Source organism: Paenibacillus sp. MAH-35 (genome assembly GCF_058135425.1).
In genome coordinates, this window is the sequence record NZ_JBYUPU010000018.1 from 84,554 (window position 1) to 108,064 (window position 23,511).

Genomic DNA, 23,511 nt, shown 5'->3' on the forward strand with positions numbered 1-23,511 from the left:
TCGAACAATCACTTCAACCGAAGAGGTGTCTATCTAATGATAGCCCATCCACCCGAATTGAATCAACTGCCAAATGAATTAAAGCCCGCATTCCAAGAATTGAAAGTCATGCAGCATTTGCAGCAAGCTGGATTTCGTAAACGTTTTGGCTTTAGTCGCAGCCGACTGTTCCAACTCGTCTTCGTTCTGTTGTTTCATCAGAAAAACTGGTTTCGCTTGCTTGGGAGTCGTAAGGGCGTTCCATGCCCGGTAAATACGCGGTGTATCGCTTCCTCAATCATACCGGTTTTGCATGGCGCCGGTTTCTAACCTCGCTTAGCGTGGCCACGGTGAAGAAGGTGGACGCCCTGACGTCTGCGGATCGAGACGCCGTCCTCATCGTCGACGATTCTATGTTCGAACGCAATCGCAGCAAAGCTGTTGAGTTGCTCGCAAGGTTCAAAGATCATGCTACGGGTGCGTATTATAAAGGGTTCCGTATGCTGACGATAGGTTGGTCGGATGGTCATACGTTCTTACCAGTGGATTTTGCGTTGCTTAGCTCGAGCAAATCGGCGATCACCGGCATGAACGAGTCCATCGACAAAGGCTACAATTGTCGGCAGGAATCCCTTCAGTCGGCTCCCCATGTCAACCGTTAAGATCCAACTTTTAATCATAACGATGAACAAACAATTTATATTTTCGCTAATTCAAGCAGTGAGTACTCCCTCTTCCTTTTTCTTCTTTTCTTCCTTTTTCTTCTTTTTTTCCTTTTTCTTCTCTTCTTCCATTCCCTCTTTAGTTTTTTGTTGAATCAAATCATCAAATAATTCATCATATTCTTGGATAGGTACACGGTTCACCATATCCCTCCAACGGCGATAGATTTGACATCTAGAGTGCAATAAAGTATCTTTTTCATAAAGTATCTTTGTCACGAAGTATCTTTATAATCAAGATAATTGAGGAGGACTACAATTTGTCAAATGATCGGTCGGAACTACCCACGGAGCAACAAGAAAACCTTACAAAGAGTATGCGCGGATTAGGGACGAGAACGGTTCTCTACCAGCAAAGCGTAGCTGCTTCCTTAGGTCTTTATAACAATGACTTTTTATCCGTCGACATTTTGCATGAAAAAGGCCCTGTCACCGCTGGCGAGTTGTCGAAACTAACTGGGCTCACGACTGGCAGTGTTACTTCATTAATAGACCGGCTCGAGAAAAACGGTTTTGTGCGCAGGCAATCTGATCCCCATGACCGTCGTAAAGTGATTATTATTCCGCTATACGAAAATAAAGAAGAAGTCAGCCATACGTACCTTATGCTCCACGCAGCGATGGTCAAACTGGCTTCATCTTATTCAGATGAAGAGCTTGAGCTTATTACACAATTTTTATCTAGGGCAAGCATCGTTCTAGAGGAGCAAATTCACTATCTTCATTCAAATACAAAAAAAAATCCAAATGATAAAGGATGAGTCTAGTGAAAGCGCTGATTATCTATGCTACGAAAACAGGAGCCACAGAGCAATGCATTAAAGTGTTAGCAGAAGAGATTCCGAATTGTACGATATGCGATATTCAAATGGAAAAGCCCTCTATCGGGGAATTTGATTCTATTATTTTGGGCGCGGGAGTTCGAGACGGGAAAATATATAAACCGATTCGCGATTTCATCAAAAAAAATCATTCTGATTTACTGAAAAAAAGAATGGGATATTTTATTTGCAATGAGAAACCCAAGGAGACAGAAGAAATCATAGAGCGGAATATTCCGGCCGACCTCAAAGAAGCCGCTATCTGCATCGAATCGTTTGGCGGTTACAAGGCTTATGCTGCACCGAAAGAAGGCACCGATCAACTGAAAGGAATTTTCGTGGATAAAATAAAGGCTTTCTCCGAACAATTCAGGAGACAACTGGCTTAGTGCTTCTGTCTGTCCACGATTCATGAACCTCCAGAGAAAGTGGACCATACTCGAATATGGCCCGCTCTCCAATGCGTTATGGGCTATGACGGCTAATAGAAGCCCGGTTGCATACTTCAGATCCAACACCACGGAAACTTCGATCGAATCTTTCAGTATTTATTATTGAACCCGTTTTTTTCATCTGTCGTAAATGTACATATCGTGTAAAATACCGGAAATTCAAAACTTCTAGGTATCGAATCGACATTGTCCCACCACGCACAAAAGTGCCTAACAACAAGCAGTTCATCGTGGATTCGACTAAGTTCCTTTTATTCGTAGTTGTGCCCCAACTTGTAAGAATCGGCAACGGGCGGTTCAGGACTCGGGCAGCTTCTTCAATCCGGCCGCATACAACGGACCGTGCACCAGAATGGTTGTCAGGATGCGCGCCATTTCCTCGGGCGACTCTTGCCTGCCGCTCTCCAGCCATTGTTGAATCACGCCGATGTGCGCCGATCCCACGTACGTAGCAAAATACTTTGTCGGAACGAGGCATTCTTCTTCATTGATCAGCACGTCCGGGCTTTTCCCCAGCATCGTCTCTTGCATGAACGCTCTGATCCTGATCTGGAAAGACATGTTTCCCTTCGGTCCCAACGCCGCGTTCATGAATCGGCTGTGCCCGTTCATGAACGCGAAGATGGCTGCAACGAACGGATAAATCGCCAATCGGGACGGTGACTGCTGCAGTTCCGTTTTCAACGATGGAAAAATCTTCTTCGCAATATTGGACATCCCGACCATGATCTCTTCTTCGCATTTGGCCATCAGGTCGTATTTGTCCTGATAATGGGCGTAGAACGTGCCGCGGTTGATTTTGGCCCGCATCGTAATGTCTTTGACTGTAACCGCTTCGAAACCCTTCTCTTCGATCAATTCCACCAGCGCATCCCGAATCGCCTGTTTGCTGCGGACCACCCGCAGATCGGTCGTGTTCACGCTCATCCGAATCCCCCCGATGTTCCCGAAAATTTTACCCGACACCTTGACCCTACGTGTTCGTTAACCGACACATCCGCCAGTATTGTTCATTGAAGCCTTGCTTGCCCCGCATAATAATAAACAATAAGGTGTTCATTAATTATAAATCGACTGTTGGGGGGAAGCCAAGATGGCCAAATACCTGGACCAGGACTACGTCAAAGTTTAGCGAAAGCGAAGCCCCATATAAAGGGGCAATATGGCGAAACAAATCGAGCTGAAAGCATGAATCGTTCGACAAATCCAATCTCACGAAGAAGCACAGTGGAACAAGCTAAAGTGAACTCATCATTATCTTGGTTTTCGCCAATTGGTAGGTGTTAGGTCGGATCCCGTGTAATGGAATGGTTGTTGAACATACAGTTGTTGTAGACGCGTTACAAGAACGGAGGAGAATGATGAGCAGAGCCAATGTGCAAACATGGAAGGGACGAGCAGCCAAGCTGCTGCTAATCGCACTTGTGGTCATGTCGGTAAACGGCCTGGTTCCCCTGCTGCCGGCAGACTGGGGGAGCCGCGCTTATGCGGCGGAGAACTATACGATCGACACGATCGTCGGAACTGGCACAGCGGGCTTCTCCGGAGACGGAGGGCCGGCAGCTTCGGCCCGATTCAACATAGTTTACCATCTAGCCGTAGACGCCGCCGGAAATCTGTATTTTGCGGATTCGTATAATCATGTGATCCGGAAAGTGGATACGTCCGGCATCATCACGACGGTAGCCGGAAGGCCCGGGGTCGAGGCGAACTGGAGCATCCCTTCTGGAGACGGCGGACCGGCGACTTCGGCTACATTACGATACCCTGGGTCCGTGGCCTTCGATAGCGCAGGGAATATGTACATAACGGAACTCGGCTACGAGCGCGTACGCAAGGTGGATACGTCCGGCATTATCACCACGGTGGCCGGCTCGAGCACGGGCGCTCCGGGCTATTCCGGCGACAGCGGCCCGGCGACTTCAGCCCTGCTAAGAGGTCCAGCGGATGTTGCCGCGGACAGCACCGGCAATTTATATATCGTGGAACTTTTTAATCATGTCGTTCGAAAAGTGGATCAAACGACCGGCATCATCAGCACGGTAGCCGGGACGGGAGCTGCCGGTTTCTCGGGCGACGGCGGCCCGGCGACTTTGGCGCAGTTGAGTACTCCGTATTCCATTGACTTTGACGGCAGCGGGAATCTGTACATCGCGGACCGAAACAACAATCGGGTGCGGAAAGTAGATACGTCCGGGAACATCAGTACGGTGGCCGGCACGGGAGTTGCCGGCTATTCCGGCGACGGAGGTCCGGCGACGGCGGCCGCTATGTGGCAACCGATCGGACTCACCGTAGACGACAACGGAACGCTGTACGTCGCGGAGAACAGCAATCACATCGTTCGGAAAATCAGTTCGACCGGCATCATCACGACCATTGCCGGGACCGGCGCCTTCGGGGATTCCGGCGAAGGCGGACCGGCGACATCGGCGGAACTGAGAGGCCCTATCGGGATCGATCTGGACCATAACGGGAATCTGTATGTATCGGACAACAGCAACTACAAGATCAAAAAGCTTGAAGCGGTTACCCACACGGTCACGTTCGATAAGAACGGCGGGGATACGGAGGCGACCCCCTCGACCTTGAACGTGACGGACGGCGAGACGGCGGCTGCCCTTCCCGCGCCGCCGACCCGTCCCGGCTATGCGTTCGCGGGCTGGAATACGCTGCCGAACGGCGGTGGAACCGGCTTCGACGAGACGACCGTCGTGAGCGGCGATGTGACCGTCTACGCCCAGTGGAGTCTGAATCCTCCCCATGCTCCGGCCAATCTCAGGGCTTCTCCCGGAAACGGCCAAGCGTCTTTGGCCTGGGATAGTGTCACGTCAGCCGTCTATTACAGCCTTTATATCGGCACTGCATCCGGTGCGTACGACCCCTTGCCATTGGCCACGGTGACGGGAGTGACCTATACGGCGACGGGTCTTGTCAACGATACGACTTATTATTTCGCGGTGAAGGCGCACAACGCCGCGGAAGCCAGCGGGTTCTCGAACGAGGCGAGCGCGACGCCGCGCGCCCCGAATTCGTCGTCGCCGGCGTCGCCGTCAACGCCGGACTCCGATTCTGACTCTGGACGGTCTACGATTCAAGTCTTTGACGGCAACGGCGGGTCCCTCGTATCGAATGCCTATATCGTCCGTTCGTCTGCCAACGACGGACGCCGCCAAGCGGCGGTCGAACTGACGAAAGATCAGGCGGCACGAGCGATCGACAAGCTCAAGGCGCTCGGTTCCGATTTCGCGAAGATGCTCATACCGGACGAAGATAACGGGGACGTCGAGCTGGTCGTGACGTTCCCGAAGGCTTCGGTCGATTTGCTATCCGAGAGCAAGATCCGAATGGAGATTTCCGCGACGCGGGCGCGTGTCGTCATCCCGAACGCAATGTTCGAAGTTGGAACGGACGGGCTTCGTTTCCGCATCGAACCGGCCAGGGAAAAAGACCTCGAATCGATCGAATCGCTGGCAACGACGGATCCGCTCGTACTCGAAGCCGCGAGAGGCGGCACGGTCGAAACCGTCGGCCGTCCGATGACGATTGGATCGAACGCGACCGGCGGCGGATACGAGGCGATTCTGCCGCTGACCGGTGCGCCGCTCAACGACGAACAGCTGAAGAGAGTCGCGGTCTTCGCGTTGTATGACGACGGCACGAAGGAGCTGGCGAGAGGAAGCATCGTCCCCTATGATGGCGAAAATCGGCTTGGGATTCGGTTTCCCGTAACCGCCGGCAAGACAGGCACGTTTACCGTCATCCGTTGGGCGAATCTGGAGCATAAAGCCTTTCTGTTCGGTTATTCCGACGGGACTTTCGGTCCTGACCGAAACATAACCCGCGCGGAAGTCGCCGCGATGCTGGTCCGGGTCATCGACCGGGGCGAGGTCGCTGCAGCCGGGAAATTCCCGGATATTACCGAAGCATACTGGGCGAAGGCGTATATTGACCGCGTCTCCAGGATGGCCTTGATGATCGGATATCCCGACGGCAGCTTCATGCCGGACGCGCCGATCACGCGGGCGGAGATGGCGACCGTGATCGCCCGATTGCTGCCGGAGGAGATAGCCGGGAGCGCGGGATTCACCGATATCGCCGGAAGCTGGGCGCAAGCCGGCATCGGGAAAGCGACGGCGGCGGGTATCGTAAATGGGTACGAGGACGGCACCTTCCGCCCGGATTCGACGCTGACCCGCGCCGAGGCGGTCGCGATGATCGACAGGCTGCAGGGCCGGGGACCGCTAGACGGAGCGCCGCAGCAATGGCCGGACGTCACGCAAGCCCACTGGGCATACGGCTATATCCAGGAAGCATCCATGGACCATTCCTACGAGAAGCAACAGGACGGCACGGAGAATTTCATTCCGGAACCGTAAGCCGGTTCCATCGGACGGCGGGGCTAACGCCCCGTCTCCGGTTGAACCGGCTTGCTCTGTGATTAGGCTGAAAGGATCGCTTTACGGCGATTTGCATGCCAGCGGAAAGGACGACGTCGAATTTTCTAACCATACGTTGGAAACCAAAAAAGCCGAAAGGGCCATCTCGGAACGGCCCTTCCTTTTCATTTTCCGAATTCATACATCGCCTCTACTCTGCAGCTTCTCCTTGCCGTCGCGGTAAACATAGTGTTACGTGTCGAACGGGATGATGCGGCGGTCCGGGATCGCAGCATTAACCGCACAGCGGCAAGGCGGGGAACTTACGGAGAGATTGGAACTCACCATACACCACAGTACGATGTGGATGTCCAAGTTATACTGGTATATTCGCGCACGATTGACGAAGAGGGATTCAAAGGAACGCCAGCGAAATCGCTGGCTAAAGAAGTTAAGTGCTCTGCCGAATGCATGAAATTAAAACCGCCGTTATAGGCCGAAAGAGAAAGGGAGATCCAAGCCCCTCCCCTGCCACAATCCCAGGCATCCCAAGAGATTACGTGACTAGGGTGTATCTGCCACAGCCGTATATCTCCGAGAAAGGTGCTCTCGAATTCCGTGATGTGTGCTCTACTGCAACGAAATATTCAGCAATTTCCGGGTTATCGTAAAATGATGTGGAATATAGGTCAAAGTAATTTCAGGGGCGTAGCCACTTTTACTTTGTATTACGAAGAAGGCCATTTCCATGCATACCTGATAATTAGACAAAGAAGAGCGACTTCTACAACAGCGCCAAACACCATGTGCGCCCAAGCCTCTCCTGCCAAATTAAACAACATATAGGGAATATACACCGCGGCAATAATGATATTTGCCCGGCGATTTACTTTAGCCGGCAGGGCAACAGAAAGGAAAATCATAAGAGCTGGAATTGTTACAAAAATCAGTGCTATCAATAGAAAGACATATGAAATGTCAAATGTAAATACTTTTCCTGCCAGAATATCTTCTATTTTGCCCGGCATATATAAGTGGAAATAATCAACATAAATATAGAGAAACATAAAACTCGCCCACAGTGTAGCAATCTTCAGTTTCGAACTGACTTTGATGTCTTCCAGTGCATTTTGTGCTTTATTTTGTGTATTCATATTATAATCTCCATTCATAAAATTAAAAGTTGTAATCCCTATTTTCCACGTCATTTTACGATAACCATAATAATTCGATATTTTCGCATATCCTACGAAGAATTTATTTATTGATATAGAGACAACCTTGGCTCCGTTTCGGAAAAGCGATACAACTGTGCAGCTCCTTGTGAGTATTCATTCGATTTCTTCAAATCGCCCTTATGATCCCTCACCTCCTCAATGATACCCTTGCGACTTTGGGTTGATGTGATCTTGCGCACAAAATTCTTCTCGTCCAATTCAGGCACAATAGCTTGAATGACCTGATACAGCTCGCTTATAGTGAATTCCTTAGGTAGAAATTCCTTAGCAATCAATGGTAGTCAGCATTTGTTTGCGAATCTCCCACGAGCGCATCCTCAAGAATTTGACGATGATCGAAAGCTAGCTCCATAGAAAGGGCTTCCCGGACGGGGAACAAACGAACATCCATGGGATCCACGGCTGCCCTGCGACCCATCAGCATCTTCTCATTCACCAAAGCGAGAAATGCATGTGAAATGATCCAACCTCTCAGCTCACGTCCGGGCGTACTATAGACTATTGTCGCTTTCGAAACAGCGCTATAACTCCATTACCCTGATTACCACATTACCGCGTTTGCGACCTGTGTCCACGTAACGATGTGCTTCAGATATCTCCTCCAGAGGCCACGTTCGGTCAATGACCACCTTGTAGGTTCCGGCTACAGCCAAACCCGCAATCGTTCGTTGGTCCTCCGCATTTTCCGTGACGACTCTGGCGATTGTCTTGCGGCTGTCTGTCAGATTCGTCCACGCCATCTTCGCAAAATCGGGCAATCCCCCGGCAATCGGGATGAACCGCCCGTTTTTCTTGAGAACCGATTTGCAGTCTGTGAACCCGTACAACCCGATCGTCTCCATCACAACATCGTATTTGAGTACACTGCGTCTGAAATCCTCTATCGTATAATCCACCACATGGTCTGCACCAAGTGATTTCACAAGCTCCACATTGGCCGTACTGCACACCCCGGTCACCTCTGCACCCATGCTTCTCGCCAACTGCACAGCCGCATTGCCAACACTGCCTGACGCACCGATGATCAGCACCTTCTCTCCCGCCGTCACCTTCCCTTGCCTCAGGAAATGCAAGGCGGTCCCCCCGCCGAACGGGATTGCAGCTGCTTCTTCGAAGGGAATCGCATCTGGCTTCAAGGCAATCGGTCCGGACGCCTTGATCGTCTTGTATTCGGCATAACATCTCATGCCAGCGCCATGAATGCCGAACACAGCGTCACCAATCTTGAAGGTGGTCACCTCACGCCCCACTTGCTCAATCACTCCGGCAAACTCAACGCCCAGAATCGGATTTCGCGGTTTACGAAACCCGAACACGAGCGGCGCAATGATACCGAATCCGGCCGGCATCCTCTTGGCGCGAATCCTCACGTCTGCGGAAGTGACGGTCGTTGCATAGATGCGAACAAGCACTTCGTCATCCTTGGGGACCGGTTTGGTGACTTCTTGCAGGTGTAGCACTTCGGGTGATCCGAATCTTTCATAAACGACTGCTTTCATCGTGTTCCCCTCCTTGTATCGTCGTCTGTTCCCGTGAACTCGCAGACGAACACATCCTCCAGCTTCTCACCGAACGCATGGGCAATCCGAAACGCAAGCTCCAGCGAGGGGAAGTACTTGCCGTTCTCTACAGCGACAATGGTCTGTCTCGTAACACCCGTTCTCCTCGCCAGCTCGAGCTGTGTCATCTCATGATGGTGAAAACGCAACCGACGTATATGGTTCGTAATCGTGATGTTATCCATTCCCGATCCCTCTTCTGTACAGTAACAACTTCCAGAACCCCTCAACCATCGCCCCGGCAAGAAAGGACAGGAACACAACATTCAACATGACAGCAGACGGCATATCCAGGACGAGAGTAACGAGCGCGGCGATAAATCCTGCATTGACAACAATAAACCCGTTTTTCGTTGCAATCAGCATAATCCGTCTGTCCATCTCGTCTAAGACATCCGTCGAATCGTCTTCTTCCTTCCGTGCTTGTATCACAATCGCATTCAGAATGCGAAACACAATCAGGATGATGATGTACACGACGATGCCGATCCCAATGAACACCAGTATAACACCCGCCCACCAGGTGAGGTTGGACTCCAGATCAGCCCCTCGCTCCCGGATCCTGGCATAACCGTACAGGACATAAGCAATAAGAACAATTAGGCTTGCGAGCAATGAGGCGACTGTCTTTTTCTCCTGATCATACATAGGGATCATCTCCGTTTCTTGTGTAAAAGTATTCATACACAGAGTATACTATTTTTTACTATGTGTAAAGTTTTTCATACAAATTTCGCCAGACAACCGCATGAGATGTATGCTGGATGCCAATTTTTCAAAACCATCATCCCAAGGCTTACTCTCCTGTCATGCCTTTATGTATAAGCATTCATACAAGATCACATATGCGAATCAGCAGCATGTTGAAAATAAAGACAAAAAGGAGCCGAAAGCGGCGTTCCAGGTTCATCACGAGGAACTACAGGCGATGACGGCCCCGCTCGTTTGCTCGAGTCGCGCCCGGATTCGATTCAAACCATATTTTCGTTTTCCTTCGCCAAACTTGCCTTCGATCGCATTGCGCTCGCCTGCATCCAGCTTGGCGGTTCGTTTCATCTCCGCTGAGCCGAATGCCGAGCTCCTTGCAGTAGGCACGGTTCCCCCGGTTTCGGTAGATCGGCCATCACTTCTTCCGGGTACACGCCGAACCGAGCTTTGTACGTCTCCACCGAATCGATCAAGGTGACGCCTTCGTTGAAGTTGTCCCATTGCCGGCGCTCTAAGAAAGCGTAACCCTGCACCATGCTAACGGGAAACTATTGCTTAATCAAAACAGGGAGCAGATCGCCGAGGCGTTGCTCCCTTTCCATAAAATTTTACCGATGAGCTTCGAAGATTTCGACTGTTATAAGCCATTCTCCCGTGTCTGATTTCTCAAGAATTGAAGAATAAGGGCTTGTGTATTTATAGAGAGGATTGTATCTAGTGACTCAATCTTAACTGTGTCGTTTGAGAAGATAACGGTATACTTGACGTCGCTAAAAGTATCGGTATCCCCTCGTTCTTTAGCCAGTGGCATAGCTTGACTGATTATTTGCTTGAAATTTATCCAATGACATATCTACGCATACGACGTCCAAATCCAATCCAAAACGACCGAAACCTCGATTTTGTCCTTGAGCAGCTTATTTTTGAAGTCTTGGTCATCCGCCGTGAACGTCATAAATCGCGCAAAGTGTTGAATAACAATGGATTTCTACGTATCGATTCGTTGTATTCCTATTACGCACTCCACATGGCTTCAGTTTAAAAGTGATGCCTTCTCTGTCACAGGGAGCCCGGTGATTGTTACATCAATAAGACCGTATTTCTTAATGTGATATGCTCCCCATACGGTAGACAGGTGAAATAATGCAACCCTGTTACTGTATGGGGATTTCATGAAAATGACTAACAATAACAAGAACAGGCTCGTACGAAAGAGTCTCATCGGCTATTGTTCCGCTTTATGGAAATATTTATCAATTACTCCTTTAATCCTTCTAACTCCAGCAGAAGAAGATTGTTCTTTTTTAATACTGAACTTTCCTAAGTTTGTTGTATCTTCTACATGAGGACCTCCACATACTTCTCTACTCCAAACTTTCCCTTCGTTATCTTTGATTGTATACACCTTAACGATATCCGGATATTTATCCCAAAAATTCCCTACAACATTACTTTCTTTCGCTTCAGTTTTAGGCAGCTCTGAAATATAGGTAATTGCTTTTGATGAAATCGCATCATTCACATACTTCTCCACCTCAGCTATTTGCTCTGGCGTAAGTTTTTCATCATGGTTGAAGTCAAACCTTAATCGTTCTGAAGTAATATTACTTCCTTGTTGATGAACATGATCACCTAAAACTTCCCTTAAACCAGCAAGTAATAAATGAGATACCGTGTGTAGCGCTGTTGTTTCCGTTGAATGTTCAGCTAATCCACCTTTAAATTTACCCGCAGAAGCAGTTCTGCTCTTTTCAGCATGTTTCTTTGCCGCCTCTACATAAGACGCCTTGTCCTCCATACTATATCCACTTTCAGTTAGGAACTCTTCCGTCAATTCCAAGGGAAACCCATATGTTTCGTAAAAATAAAAGGCGTCTGCACCTGTAACTTTACCTTTATTCTTAAGATGTTTTTGTATTTCAATTTCTCCTTGCAGTAAAGTTCTATAGAAAAGATTTTCTTCCTTATTTACTATTTCGATAACTTTCTTTTTATTACTGATCAAATCTTCATAAGCTGTTGCTTCATCTATATAAACTTCAGACAACTCACCCACAAAACTTCCTCGTATACCGATTTTTTTACCTGCACGAATCGCCCTTCTTAATAACCTTCTTGTTATATACCCTGCATCACTATTAGCTGGCTCCGCACCATCATTAATTAGAAAAGTAGCAGCCCTCACATGATCAAGTATGATTCTAAACGACTTTAATTCGTCAGTATATTGTTTACCACTTAGCTCCATCAATTTTTTCTTGGGATTAAGGAAGAAAGCCGTATTATAAATATCCTTGTCACCATTAAGGGCGGTTGCAACCCTTTCTAATCCGCCTCCATAATCCATATTGGGATTTTGCATTTTTACAAATCCTGTGTCTTCTTTTTTGTAACACATAAATACGTTGTTCCCAATTTCTAAAAACCTCTCGCTTACAGAAGCAGGATGATCCAGTGAATCGCCGCCTGGTTCAAGATCATAGAACATTTCACTATCAGGCCCACCTGGTTCACCAACAGGCATATCGAATGGACTTCCGGCTCTGCTCCACCAATTTTCTTTTTCGTCGTATAAGAATATTCTTCCACCTCTAGATGTCCCATATTGATATGGATCATCCTCAATAATAGGTTCTATACCAACTGATTTGAATTTATCTGACCAGATTTGAATGGCTTCCGTATCTTTCTGTATATTCAAATCATCACTTCCTATAAAAGCACTGATATACAGCCTGCCAGGATCAATTCCTAATTCGATGATATGCCAATTCCAAATGGCATCGATTTGCTTTTTCTTATAGTTATTTTCATTTGCTTTAAACTCCCATCGACCTATCATTTCAAAAAATGTTAGATGCGACGTATCTCCTACTTCCTCAATATCCACTGTCCTTAAACACTTCTGAATATTAGTTATCTCATTACCTATCGGATGCTTTTCCCCCAATAAATAGGGAACCATAGGTTGCATTCCACTTCCCGTAAACAACGTTGAGGGATCATTTTCTGGTAACAAGCTAGAAGAGGGCACTTGGCTAGCCCCTATACCTTTCATAAAATCTATATATGATTTTCTTAACTCATCTGGTGTCATTTTCACCATGCTCATTACCTCCATTTCAATTATTATTTATTCTTGGAAAATCCAAAAGTTTTTATTCTGCGAATATTCAAACGAAAAGAAGTACAACAAAAAAAGCCCTGAGCTGACATATTTCTTGTCAACTTAGGGCGAACTATTATGTCCGTGTTACCACCTAATTTCAGATTTCTCTGCACTCTATCAATACGGGATTTCTCCGATATTGTTTCCTGAATAACGGTGGAACTCCGTTGAAGCCTACTAAGATTCCTCTGTTCGGTTCACAGCTCTGAGACTGCTTCACTATTAGATCAATGAAGATTCGCACCAACCATCTTCTCTCTGTGAGATCCCTAATACCTACTATTTCTCATCATAGCCTTTTCATTTTAAATTAAAGCAATACTAACACACTCAACTTTCCCTGTCAATTAATTCCACTATTTTTTTATAAGGTATAAGTCTATCGATTCTACCATCAGCTTTGGCAATTCGGTTGCTTCGCATCCTCTGACTTCCCCGTTTGGAGGTGATGCTTATGCAATTTTCGTTGATGGAAGTAATTAGGCTCGGTATGTTTTTGCTGGCCCTGCTCACATATCTGAAAACATGAAAATAACCCGCCCAGGTTAGCGCCAAGGGAACGGGTTATTTTCTAAAGTCTCTCTGGGAGGCTTCCCACCCAAAATGTTGTGCAGGGAGTCGGATGGCCGTCCGGCTCCTTTTTCTATCCTAATCTTTTCTATCCTAATCATAACATGGCTATTTCATTCATGCGATTTATCTTCATCTCTATCCGCCAATACATCTCGCACTATTCGTTTTACTTCCTGACTAACAGTGAGCAACATTCCACATGCGCCGTCCAAGGAAACATATCCACCGGCTGCACCTCGACGGTGCGGAAGCCGCCGTCCTCGAGCACGCGCAGGTCGCGCGCGAGCGTCGAGGGGTTGCACGAGACGTAGACGACGCGCTGCGGGCGCATCGCGACGATCGTCTCGAGCAAGGCGGCATCGCAGCCTTTGCGCGGCGGGTCGACGACGATGACGTCGGCGCGGATGCCCTGCTCCCGCCATGAGGGGAGCACGTCCTCGGCCTTGCCGACCGTGAATTCCGCGTTCGCCAAGCCGTTCATCTCCGCGTTGCGGCGGGCGTCTTCGACGGCTTCGGGGACGATCTCGACGCCGTACACCCGCTTCGCGCGCCGCGCGAGAAACAACGAGATCGTGCCGACGCCGCAATAGGCGTCGATCACGGTCTCGCTGCCGGTCAACCCGGCATAGTCGAGCGCTTTGCGGTACAAAGCCTCGGTTTGCAGCGGGTTGACCTGGTAGAACGAGTGCGCGGAGATCGCGAACCGGATGTCGCCGATCGCATCGTAGATCCGGTCGCGTCCCCACAGCACGTTCGTGCGCGGGCCCATGACGCTGCCCGGCGCACCGTCGTTGACGTTGTGGCACACGCTCTCCACGCCGGGCAAGGTCTGTGCGATCCGCTCCGCCAGCTCCGGTCCATGCGGCAGCTCCGGCCCCGCCGTAACCAGAACGATCATCGTCTCGCCGGTGCGGTAGCCGGACTTAATTATCACATGGCGCAGCACGCCCTCGCGCTTCTCGGCGTTATACGCCGGTATGCCAAGCTCGCGGGCGGCGCTCTTGACCGCCTGCACGATCCCGTCGGCGGCTTCGCTGCGGATCAGGCATCGCTCCGCATCGATGATCCGGTGGCTGCCGCCCGCATAAAAGCCGGCGACAAGCCCGCCCTCCTGCTCCCCGACCGGCACCTGCACCTTGTTGCGATACTGCCACGGCTCGTCCATCCCGATCGTCGGATGAACGACGACCCCGTCGTCCGCCACTTCACCGCTCCCCAGCGAACCGGCACCTGCACCGGCTCCGGCCCCATCTCCGCCGGCCACGCGGATTTTCCCGATCCGCTCGAGATTGTCAGCGACCATTCGCCGCTTCAGCCGCAGCTGGGCCGCATAATCGAGATGCTGGAGCTGACAGCCGCCGCACTCCGCATAGACCGGACAAGGCGCCTGGATACGGTCCGGGCTCGGCTCCACGACCTCAAGCAGCTCGGCGAACCCGTACTGCTTCTTCAGCCCGGTCACCCGTACCTTGACCTTCTCTCCCGGCAGCGCTCCATGAACAAAAAGGGTAAAGCCGTTCACCCGGCTTACCCCTTCCCCTTCGTGCCCGATCCCGATACAATCGGCGATATACGTTTCCTGCAGCGTCACCGGCGCCTTGGCCGTATCCTTGGCCGCAGCCTGCGCTTTTGCGGACGGTGCGCCGTTTCTTCCCCGGCCGCCGGACGCGCCGCTTCGTTTCGATCGGCCGCCCCGGCCTGTTCCTTTTGCCACTACACGTTCACTCCAACCTGACTTATTTGTATGTCGAATTGCCGGACTCGTCGACGAAAATTTGCAGATGATCCGGAAGCACCGAAATCGTACAAGGCAGCGTACCGCCGAACTCCCCGTCCAGGTTCAACTGCACGTAGTCGGGAGACGTCACCTGAATGCTCTGCGTCTGGAAGTAGATCAGATGCGGGTCGTTCATATGCTCACCACGCAGCGCCGCCGAGACGATGCGGATGAATTCCGCCAGATTGCATTTGCGCAAAATAAACACGTCCAGCAACCCGTCGCTCAGACTCGCCTCCGGAGCGAGCTTCTCGAAGCCGCCGACCGAGTTGCTGTTGCAGATCAGGAACATCATCACTTCCTCGTGGACGATCTGATCCTCCCAGCGGAAGATCAGCTCGGTCGGACGGAGCCGGGGCAGCTTCTCGAGTCCCTTCATATAATACGCGAGCTGTCCGATCACCGTCTTCAGCTTGCTCGGCACCTCGTAGGTCAGCTCGGTCATCGAGCCGCCACCCGCGATATTGATGAAATACCGCTTGTTCACCCGGCCGACGTCGATATTCCGGGTATGCTGCTGCAAGATCAGGTCGACCGCAAACTCCCAATTTTTCGGAATCCCGAGCGCCCGCGCGAAATCGTTCGTCGTACCGAGCGGCAGGATGCCGAGCGGCGGCCGGTTCGGCTTCTCAGCCATGCCGTTGATCACCTCATACAGCGTGCCGTCCCCGCCTGCGGCGATCACGACGTCGAACCCGCGCTCCACCGCCTCCGCCGCGGCAATAGCTGCGTCCCCTTCTCCGATCGTAGCGTGGGTGGACGTCTCCAGTCCGCCTCTCTCCAGCCGCTGCAAGATTTCGGGCAGCCTTCGCTTCATCTCTTCCCGACCGGACGTCGGGTTGTAGATCAGTCTGGCACGTTTGGCCATTGACCCATTCCCCCATTTTCCGTTATATCGTTCTATGATCAAATTCGTTTCTTATGCTTCATTCCAGCCGTTCCTTATACGGAGCCCACGAGCGTTATACCCGCAAACCCGCCTTGTCCATCATCTCGACGATTTGCCGCTCCATCCAACGGGAGATTCCGCGATGCGGCAGCAGGGCTCGTCCGTTATACCGGCAGCCGCGGCCTCCCAGCCTGTCCGGGATGACCCGCTCCGTAAAGTAACCTTCACTCAAAAACAGCGGAGCCGCAATCACGTCCCGCTCCGGCAATTCCTGCTTCCAGCTGCCCAGCACGTCCGCCGTCTCATCCGGCAGCAGCAAGGCGCTCCGCACCTCCGCAAAGCCTCCCAGCTCCTTCAGATCGGCCGCCACCCGCTCCATGCCGCGCTTCCACCTCGAATAAAAGAAAGGCAGATCGCTGCCATGTCCGATCAGCAGAACCGCTTCCCGTTCCGGGCGAACCGATAAGTCCCGTATATGTTCATACATAATCTCAGCGACAACCGGGTCGTCATCCAGCGGAGGACATATCCACACCCGGGCGTTCAGACGAAAAGGCTGCAGATCGGTCTCTGAGGAAGGCCGGGGCAAATCGCCCAGCGCCCAACGAATCTCGTCCACATGCGTGCTCCCGTACGAGACGAATAGCGGTACGACGATCAGATCGGTAACGCCCTGCGCTTCCAAGGTATCGATCCCGTCCTGAATGAGCCGGCCCTCCACTATCTCCAGAAACGAAGAGACAACCGGTACCGCTCCGGTCCATCCGACATCCGCCACCGCACGGTCCACCCTCTCCACCCATACCGGGCTTCGCGAACCGTGACTGATGACCAGGACGCCTGCCTTGCTCGTATCCGACAAACGCGACACCTACTCCGCCCCCATCTCAACTTCATGCTAACGAAACCGTCATGGAAAGTCAATCTGCCCATGAACGCCCCTCGGCAACGCAAAAATCCCGCTCCTGGAGGAGAAGGATTCGGGTACTACCGGTATAGCGGGAACCTCTAACGGCAGCAGCAAAAAGATTAACGGCCCAGCCGCTCCAGCGCCATCTTGTAGCCGTCGTTCCCGTAATTGAGGCAGCGCTTGACGCGGGATATCGTCGCCGTGCTTGCGCCCGTCTCCGCTTCGATCTGGTTATAGGTGCTGCCTTTGCCCAGCATGCGGGCGACCTCCAGCCGCTGCGATAACGACTGAATCTCATTAACCGTGCACAGATCGTCGAAAAAAATATAGCATTCTTCCACTGTTTTTAACGTCAAAACCGCCTCGAACAGCTGGTCGATCGTTTTATCGTTCAGCTTCTTCAACTGCACTTTTCCATCAACCCCTATTTCCTGTCTTGCTTACCTGTTTCGACATCGGAACTGCATTTCCTTCCTTTACGTTTGCATAACGTTAAAATTTTTATGCGTTACAGGGGTAAAGCTGCGTCCTTCCCCTCTCGGCAAATCGCCTCGCAGGATCTGACGGGAGACTCCATCCGACGGATTCAGGGCTTGGGGCCGCCGGACACTTTGCCTGAGCGCAGCTCGCCGGATTCGCGGTCATGCAGCGGACGATCACGGTTTAACGAAGTAACCGAAGCCTCTGACAGATAAACCTTCATGCCCGGGTCGCCGGCGGGTATGGAGGTTTGTTTGGTTTTCGTTCCTGCCGATCCCGCATAAAAAGGGCGCTCCCGGCCGCCAAAATCCGCGCACAAGCGGGCAGGCCCCCGAACTCGCCGCCATAAACCGGGCATTCGTCCAATCCAAACATTCGCCTACCACATACAGTAGTACATAACCATCTTCTGCGAAAGGAATGAGACTCGCGTGAATCCACAACAATGGCCAGGTTGGCACGACCATCGCAGCAGCTTCAGGGACACGCGTAATGTGGGCGCTTATCCGGGAGCGGGAGCGGGCGGCTTTAACGGAGAGTTCGGTTATGCCCCCGTCCCTTACGGACAACAGCTTCAACAGCTGCAGCAGCTGCCTACGGTTACGAATGCGGCCCCCGCCTCGGGAGCTTCCGGTCTGCTCGGCAACTTCAACTTCAAGGATATTAAATCCGTCGTCGACCGGCTGGGAGGAATCGACGGCATTATGTCCAGCATAGGCAAAGTTCAGAAAATCGTCAGCAATATTCAACAGATGCAACCGATGATTAAGCTGCTGATGAACATGATGCCCGGCAAAGCGAAAACGACCGAGGTAAACGACGAATTCGAAGGTTGGAAAAAACGGCCCCGCCGCCGCAAGCGCCGCCGGAAGGGCAAGAAAAGATCCGGCCCGCGGCCGGTGCTGTACGCCCCCGGCTCCGGTTCGAGACGCCGCAGACGAGGCCGCCGCTAACCGGTAAAATGCCCGTCCGCCGCCATGCATGCACAGCGGCGGACGGGCGATTTTGTTGGGCGGAGTCTTGGGCGGATCGAAGGTTGAGGAGGCTGTGGGTTGCGTTATCCCCCGCGAACTATGACGGCCTATCCACCGTCCGGCAACGCAGCGCGTCGGCCAAATCGTCGGCATCGTAGACGAATCCGTACAGCAGCGCAACCTGCCACAGCGCGATCTCCTTCGCCGTCTCGGCGCGTGCCGTCTCCTTGTTCTCGATCGCGGTAACCGCTTGGCGGACGGCGGAGCACATATAGCCTTCCCGCTGCATATCGATCATCCCGCCCGGGGAGCTGACCAGACAGCCGTTAATCGCGAATCCGGTGTAGATCAGATGGTTAATCCCGTCTTCCCGGCATAATGCGTGCAGCTGTGCGGACGATTCGGCAACGCCTTCGTCGCCGGCGGGTTTGACCGGCTGCGGAAAGTCCATACACCGCTGGCCTGCCGTAATATCCGGCTGGTTATGCTCCCCGGGAAACACGGACTGGCTGCGGAAGCGGGCCAGACGATCGAGTACTTCGTCGCGCTGCACTTCTCTTTTCCTCGGCACCTCAGGTCCGGCCAGTTGATCCGCCCTCCGGTAGCCCGGATAGTCGCGGAAATACGTTCCGCCCGGCCTTACGACATGATACACCGTAAGCCCCGACGATCTGGCCGCCTCCAGCAGGCCCGGCAGCACGTTACCGCAGATGTCGTAAGAGCGCGGAATGTACTCGACGACCCGGTGCCAACCGGGAAACTGCTCCCTCGTCCCGCAATCCCACGCATGCATGACGACAAGCGCCGTCCGTTCGCAGGCGATCGGCAGCACCGTCTTGTTCCATCCTCCGAACGCCTCAGCCGGAACGTCCCTTGCAAAGTCGGCGTCGTAATGCTGGTAATACCAGGTAGGCACCTGAAGCTCGCTCATCGTGATCTCTCCTCCAATTCGATTTGAATCCAATGAAAAAGGGCCTCGCCCTTGCAGATGTGATCTGCTTATGCGAAGCTCTGGATGCATCCGTTATTCCGTTGTAAGTCCGACTTACACCCAGCCTCGAATCCGGCTGGCTTCGGCGTACTTTTGCACACCGACCATATAGGCCGCCAGTCGCGGCGTAATATTCCGGCTTTTCGCCATGCTCAGCACCTTCTGGACCGCTTCGACCATTTTGCTCTCCAGCTTGGTGTTCACTTCTTCCTCCGGCCAGTAGTAGCCCTGATTGTTCTGTACCCATTCGAAATACGAGACGGTTACGCCGCCCGCGTTAGCCAGCACGTCGGGCACGACGAGCACGCCTTGTTCGTGCAGCTTCTCCGACGCTTCCATCGAAGTCGGACCGTTGGCGGCTTCGACAATCATTTTGGCCCGGATGGAATCGACGTTCTCCATCGTGATCTGGTTTTCCAGCGCCGCCGGAACGAGCACATCGCACGACTGGGTCAGGAACTCCGCGTTGCTCAGCCGCTTGCTGAACAAATTGGTGACACTGCCGAACGAATCACGACGGTCCAGCAAGTACGGGATATCCAGCCCCTTCTCGTCATAGATGCCGCCATGCACGTCGCTGATGCCTACCACGACCGCGCCCCATTGGTCGAGAATTTCCGCCAGATGGCTGCCGACGTTGCCGAAGCCCTGGATACATACTTTCAGTCCTTTGATCGCCATCCCTTGAGCGGCTGCAGCTTCGCGGATCGAGATCGCTACGCCGAGCGACGTCGCTTTCTCCCGGCCTTGCGACCCTCCAAGCACGATCGGCTTGCCCGTAATAAAGCCCGGGGAGTCGTGCTCGCGGATAATGCCGTATTCGTCAAGCATCCACGCCATAATCTGCGCGTTCGTATATACGTCCGGAGCAGGAATATCTTTGTTGGGACCTACGATCTGGCTGATCGCCCGGACATAGCCGCGAGCCAGACGCTCCACTTCGCCAAGCGACATCGTGCGCGGATCGCAGATGATGCCGCCTTTTCCTCCGCCGTACGGCAGATCGAATATGCCGCATTTCAGCGTCATCCAGAGCGACAGGGCGGATACTTCCTCGGCAGTGACGTTCGGGTGAAACCGGATTCCCCCCTTGGTCGGTCCGACCGCATCGGTATGCTGGGCGCGGTAGCCGGTGAATACTTTCACCTGTCCGTCGTCCATCCGTACGGGTATCCGCACGGTCAGCAGCCGCAGCGGCTCCTTCAGCAGTTCGTAGTAGCTTTCTCCATAACCGAGACGTTCCAATGCTTCGTGAATGACAGTTTGCGTTGACCCCAATACGTCGTTGCTGAGCGCTGGTCGGCCGGCTCCCATCAAAATCCGTTTGTTTCCGCTCATCGGTTTCACCTGGTTTCTATATTATTGGTTATGAACCTGTACCTCTTTCTATTCCAGTTAACGATACCTGACACAGCATGTCAAGGAGTAAAATAGGTCGTATTAGTGACTTCCATGTCCATAGATGCTCTGGAGCGCTTTATCCACCGTCGGATATTGAAATTCGAAGCCATGCTCGACCGCCGACTTCGGCAATACTTGCTGACCGGCCAGCAGAAGCTCGGACATCTCCCCGAACGCGGCGCGGAAAACGAAGCCCGGCACCGGAAACCAATGAGGCCTGTGCAGTGCAGCGGCGAGCGCTCTGCCGAAACGATCGTTCGTTACCGGATTCGGAGCGGTCGCATTAACCGGACCGGACATCTCCGGCCGCTCGATGCAATATCGGATTAGCCGGGCGATGTCATGGACGTGAATCCAGCTCATCCATTGCTTGCCGCTGCCCACTCTGCCGCCGGCGAACAGCTTGTACGGCAGCGCCATCATCGGCAGCGCTCCGCCCTCCTTGCCCAGCACGAGTCCGGTACGCAGCTTGACGATGCGCTCCGCCGGGATCGCGTCGGCCGCCTTCTCCCACGACTCGACGACTCCGGATAAGAAGTCGGAGGCGCGAACCGGATGCGATTCGTCGTATACTTCCGTCTCCGACGTCCCGTATATGCCGATAGCCGACCCGTTAACAACCACCTTCGGTTTATGCTCCAGCCCTGCAACCAGCCGGGCCAGCTTCTTCGTCGTATCCAGCCGGGACTGCAAAATCCGCCGTTTGGCCTTGTCCGACCAGCGCTGATTGATCGATTCGCCCGCCAAATTGACGATCGCATCGAGTCCCTCCAGCGTTCCCCGGTCCGTTTCTAGATTATCCCAGCTAACGGTCTTCCACCGTTCCCGACCTCCGCCGCCGGATGCCGTGCGCGAGATCAGCACGACCTCGTCCCCGGACTGCTCCAGATACCGGGCCAGAGCGCCGCCGATAAATCCCGTACCGCCGCATATCGCGATTTTCATCGCCTGCCGCACCGCCTTTACGCTTGTTGCCCTTATTCTACCATAACCGTAGACGGAGTGGACAAACGTGTAAGCGGTCCGGGACACAAAAGAAGGCTCCGCAGAGGAGCCTCACCCGAACGTACTCCCGGGATCGCAGACCGACGGGTCGATACCGGCCGGATCACCGGCCTTGAAAGGCAGATAGCGCCCCCGCAGCAGCCGGTGGAGCAGATCGAAAAAGCGGAGATCCCTTCGCCGATACCAGCGCCGAGCCCCTGCCCCAACCTGTCAGCCCCCTTATTTCGGTTGTTCTGCTGGCTAGTATGCCCGCGCGCGGAAATCTATACTCGCTGGCCACTGAGAGGAGCTCCGTCCCTGCTGTTGCCTTCCGCCGAACGCTCTCCCCTGTTCGCCGCATGTCCCGCTACTCGATCCGGACGGCGGTGCCGGACGGCACGATCTGCACCCACGTTTGTCCGGGCAGCCAGCCTAGTTCTTTGCCGCCCTCGTAGACCCGGATCAGTCCCTCTTTCCGCTCCCAGGTGATGTCTTTTTTCGTTCCCCGCTGCAGCAGCACGCCTTGGCCCGGCCCGAATACGTCGACTCTCCGCCTGCCCTCCGAATCCAATACTCGGTGTGCCGCATAAGCGATAATGATATTGGACGCAGACAACGTATGTCCGGAAAGCGCATCGGTATGAGGCTTATCGTTCATAGAACGGAGATAGGTTCCGCTCTCCGCTTCGTACCGGTAAGAGACCGTATATCCCCGCGAATACGGGATAACCGCCTTCGCCGCTGTCTGTCCGCTTGGCGAGGCCGACAGACCGTCCGGAGAATCCGGAGTGAATTGCAGCAGCGGACCGTTCCAATCGGTGCGAAACCGTTTATCTTTAGCTCCTTGGCGGATCAGCTCAATGCTCGTATACAGGTTATGCGGCATTTTCCGTTTGGCATCGCGCCAGTAATACTTTCCGTCCCCGTACACCTCATCCAGATGGGACAGTTTGCGTCCGGCCAGCATGTCCATCGCCTCCTGGCTCCACCCGGCATGAACGATATAGGCGTCGAGCCCGTCCCCGATCTCTACGTAATAGGGCCGGATGCTTCTTACCGGTCCGATCGTCTTGGGCGCCCGGCTCTGATACACCGCGGCGAATCGCGTAATGTCGCCCTCGGCCAATATTTCATAGACCAGGTCCGCCTGATCCAGTCCGGTCTGGGGACGGGCTTGCGGCGAATTTTCCACCATCACCATAACGGGACGCTCCTGTACGTCCTGCGGCGCGGTCAGACCGGTCAGCGGAAACTTCGGCGGCGGCGGGGCCTCCTGCTTGTCCGCTTCCTTCGGCGAACCTCCTCCTACGAGCGTGTCGGGCCGCAGTTCGCCCGGTTCCCCGGCTCCGTCAGAAACGGCCGCTTGTTGGACCGGCTGTCCGCTCTCGCCGGACCGTTCCTCGCATCCTATCAAAATAATCACATATAAGATTCCCGCTAGTAAAACGGCCAGACCGGTTAACAGCGCCGAACGTCCTTGCTTCATAGCTCTTCCTCTCCTCCTT

At 53.0% G+C, this 23,511-nt stretch carries 20 protein-coding genes, 3 pseudogenes and 1 other annotated feature; of the genes and pseudogenes, 5 read left to right on the top strand and 18 right to left on the bottom strand.

The annotated features are described in order from the left end of the window. Nucleotides 1–36: 36 nt before the first annotated feature. Nucleotides 37–632 (top strand): annotated as a pseudogene (locus AC3Y2E_RS19510) (transposase); the annotation flags it as partial. Nucleotides 633–692: 60 nt separating this feature from the next. Here the strand turns inward: AC3Y2E_RS19510 and AC3Y2E_RS19515 are convergent. Continuing rightward, a complete protein-coding gene (locus tag AC3Y2E_RS19515) occupies nt 693–848 on the bottom strand; it encodes a hypothetical protein (RefSeq protein WP_379213258.1) in 156 nt (51 codons plus the stop codon). Nucleotides 849–961: 113 nt separating this feature from the next. Here AC3Y2E_RS19515 and AC3Y2E_RS19520 point away from each other — a divergent pair, with 113 nt between their 5' ends. Together AC3Y2E_RS19520 and AC3Y2E_RS19525 are read left to right on the top strand one after the other, a co-directional pair. Beyond that, nucleotides 962–1,462, top strand: a complete 501-nt coding sequence (locus AC3Y2E_RS19520) for a MarR family winged helix-turn-helix transcriptional regulator (RefSeq protein WP_379213260.1) — start codon at nt 962–964, stop codon at nt 1,460–1,462. A 5-nt stretch (nt 1,463–1,467) separates the two neighbouring features. Then, a complete protein-coding gene (locus AC3Y2E_RS19525; RefSeq protein ID WP_379213262.1) occupies nt 1,468–1,911 on the top strand; it encodes a flavodoxin domain-containing protein in 444 nt (147 codons plus the stop codon). A gap of 360 nt (nt 1,912–2,271) precedes the next feature. On the opposite strand, the gene AC3Y2E_RS19530 is transcribed toward AC3Y2E_RS19525, so the two are convergent. Then, nucleotides 2,272–2,901 carry a TetR/AcrR family transcriptional regulator gene (locus AC3Y2E_RS19530; protein ID WP_379213265.1) on the bottom strand — a complete coding sequence of 210 codons (630 nt, stop codon included), beginning with the start codon at nt 2,899–2,901 and terminating at the stop codon, nt 2,272–2,274. Nucleotides 2,902–3,335: 434 nt separating this feature from the next. On the opposite strand from AC3Y2E_RS19530, the gene AC3Y2E_RS19535 reads away from it, so the two are divergent. Then, nucleotides 3,336–6,353, top strand: coding sequence for an NHL domain-containing protein (locus AC3Y2E_RS19535; protein ID WP_379213267.1), 3,018 nt, complete (start codon nt 3,336–3,338; stop codon nt 6,351–6,353). 728 nt (nt 6,354–7,081) lie between these two features. Here AC3Y2E_RS19535 and AC3Y2E_RS19540 read toward each other — a convergent pair. The 12 genes and pseudogenes from AC3Y2E_RS19540 to AC3Y2E_RS19595 form a co-directional block, all read right to left on the bottom strand. Next, nucleotides 7,082–7,507 carry a DUF6326 family protein gene (locus AC3Y2E_RS19540; RefSeq protein WP_379213269.1) on the bottom strand — a complete coding sequence of 142 codons (426 nt, stop codon included), beginning with the start codon at nt 7,505–7,507 and terminating at the stop codon, nt 7,082–7,084. A 107-nt stretch (nt 7,508–7,614) separates the two neighbouring features. Then, nucleotides 7,615–8,090, bottom strand: a pseudogene (locus tag AC3Y2E_RS19545) (NrtR DNA-binding winged helix domain-containing protein); the annotation flags it as partial. A 22-nt stretch (nt 8,091–8,112) separates the two neighbouring features. Continuing rightward, complete coding sequence (locus AC3Y2E_RS19550; RefSeq protein ID WP_379213271.1) at nt 8,113–9,090, bottom strand: NAD(P)-dependent alcohol dehydrogenase; 978 nt, start codon at nt 9,088–9,090, stop codon at nt 8,113–8,115. Next, on the bottom strand, nt 9,087–9,335 hold the full coding sequence (locus AC3Y2E_RS19555) for a helix-turn-helix transcriptional regulator (RefSeq protein ID WP_379213273.1): 249 nt from the start codon (nt 9,333–9,335) through the stop codon (nt 9,087–9,089). Before AC3Y2E_RS19555 ends, AC3Y2E_RS19550 begins: the two co-directional genes overlap by 4 nt. Continuing rightward, entirely contained in the window at nt 9,328–9,798 is a 471-nt protein-coding gene (locus tag AC3Y2E_RS19560; protein ID WP_379213275.1) for a hypothetical protein, read from the bottom strand. Before AC3Y2E_RS19560 ends, AC3Y2E_RS19555 begins: the two co-directional genes overlap by 8 nt. 181 nt (nt 9,799–9,979) lie before the next feature. Then, nucleotides 9,980–10,400: pseudogene (locus AC3Y2E_RS19565) on the bottom strand (transposase); the annotation flags it as partial. 683 nt (nt 10,401–11,083) lie between these two features. Beyond that, nucleotides 11,084–12,964 carry an alanine--tRNA ligase gene (locus tag AC3Y2E_RS19570; RefSeq protein ID WP_379213277.1) on the bottom strand — a complete coding sequence of 627 codons (1,881 nt, stop codon included), beginning with the start codon at nt 12,962–12,964 and terminating at the stop codon, nt 11,084–11,086. Between the two features lie 121 nt (nt 12,965–13,085). Beyond that, nucleotides 13,086–13,329: a binding site (T-box leader), on the bottom strand. Between the two features lie 437 nt (nt 13,330–13,766). Further along, nucleotides 13,767–15,314: a 23S rRNA (uracil(1939)-C(5))-methyltransferase RlmD gene (gene rlmD / locus AC3Y2E_RS19575; RefSeq protein WP_379213279.1), complete on the bottom strand. Its 1,548-nt coding sequence runs from the start codon at nt 15,312–15,314 to the stop codon at nt 13,767–13,769. Between the two features lie 22 nt (nt 15,315–15,336). Beyond that, complete coding sequence (locus tag AC3Y2E_RS19580) at nt 15,337–16,245, bottom strand: diacylglycerol kinase (protein ID WP_190932166.1); 909 nt, start codon at nt 16,243–16,245, stop codon at nt 15,337–15,339. A 94-nt stretch (nt 16,246–16,339) separates the two neighbouring features. Continuing rightward, entirely contained in the window at nt 16,340–17,137 is a 798-nt protein-coding gene (locus AC3Y2E_RS19585) for a sirohydrochlorin chelatase (RefSeq protein ID WP_379213282.1), read from the bottom strand. Between the two features lie 158 nt (nt 17,138–17,295). Continuing rightward, a complete protein-coding gene (locus AC3Y2E_RS19590; protein WP_138880059.1) occupies nt 17,296–17,586 on the bottom strand; it encodes a YerC/YecD family TrpR-related protein in 291 nt (96 codons plus the stop codon). 176 nt (nt 17,587–17,762) lie between these two features. Then, nucleotides 17,763–17,975 (bottom strand): hypothetical protein, encoded by a 213-nt coding sequence (locus tag AC3Y2E_RS19595; RefSeq protein WP_379213284.1) that lies wholly within the window; start codon nt 17,973–17,975, stop codon nt 17,763–17,765. A 112-nt stretch (nt 17,976–18,087) separates the two neighbouring features. On the opposite strand from AC3Y2E_RS19595, the gene AC3Y2E_RS19600 reads away from it, so the two are divergent. Then, nucleotides 18,088–18,609, top strand: a complete 522-nt coding sequence (locus AC3Y2E_RS19600; protein ID WP_379213286.1) for a hypothetical protein — start codon at nt 18,088–18,090, stop codon at nt 18,607–18,609. 118 nt (nt 18,610–18,727) lie between these two features. On the opposite strand, the gene AC3Y2E_RS19605 is transcribed toward AC3Y2E_RS19600, so the two are convergent. The 4 genes from AC3Y2E_RS19605 to AC3Y2E_RS19620 form a co-directional block, all read right to left on the bottom strand. Further along, nucleotides 18,728–19,561, bottom strand: coding sequence for a hypothetical protein (locus AC3Y2E_RS19605; protein WP_379213288.1), 834 nt, complete (start codon nt 19,559–19,561; stop codon nt 18,728–18,730). 114 nt (nt 19,562–19,675) lie between these two features. Continuing rightward, the gene (locus AC3Y2E_RS19610; protein ID WP_379213335.1) at nt 19,676–20,935 is read right to left on the bottom strand and encodes a Glu/Leu/Phe/Val family dehydrogenase; all 1,260 of its coding nucleotides are present in this window, start codon (nt 20,933–20,935) and stop codon (nt 19,676–19,678) included. Between the two features lie 126 nt (nt 20,936–21,061). Further along, nucleotides 21,062–21,967 carry a TIGR01777 family oxidoreductase gene (locus AC3Y2E_RS19615; RefSeq protein WP_379213290.1) on the bottom strand — a complete coding sequence of 302 codons (906 nt, stop codon included), beginning with the start codon at nt 21,965–21,967 and terminating at the stop codon, nt 21,062–21,064. Nucleotides 21,968–22,373: 406 nt separating this feature from the next. Next, nucleotides 22,374–23,492 (bottom strand): DUF3048 domain-containing protein, encoded by a 1,119-nt coding sequence (locus tag AC3Y2E_RS19620; protein WP_379213292.1) that lies wholly within the window; start codon nt 23,490–23,492, stop codon nt 22,374–22,376. Nucleotides 23,493–23,511: the final 19 nt, after the last annotated feature.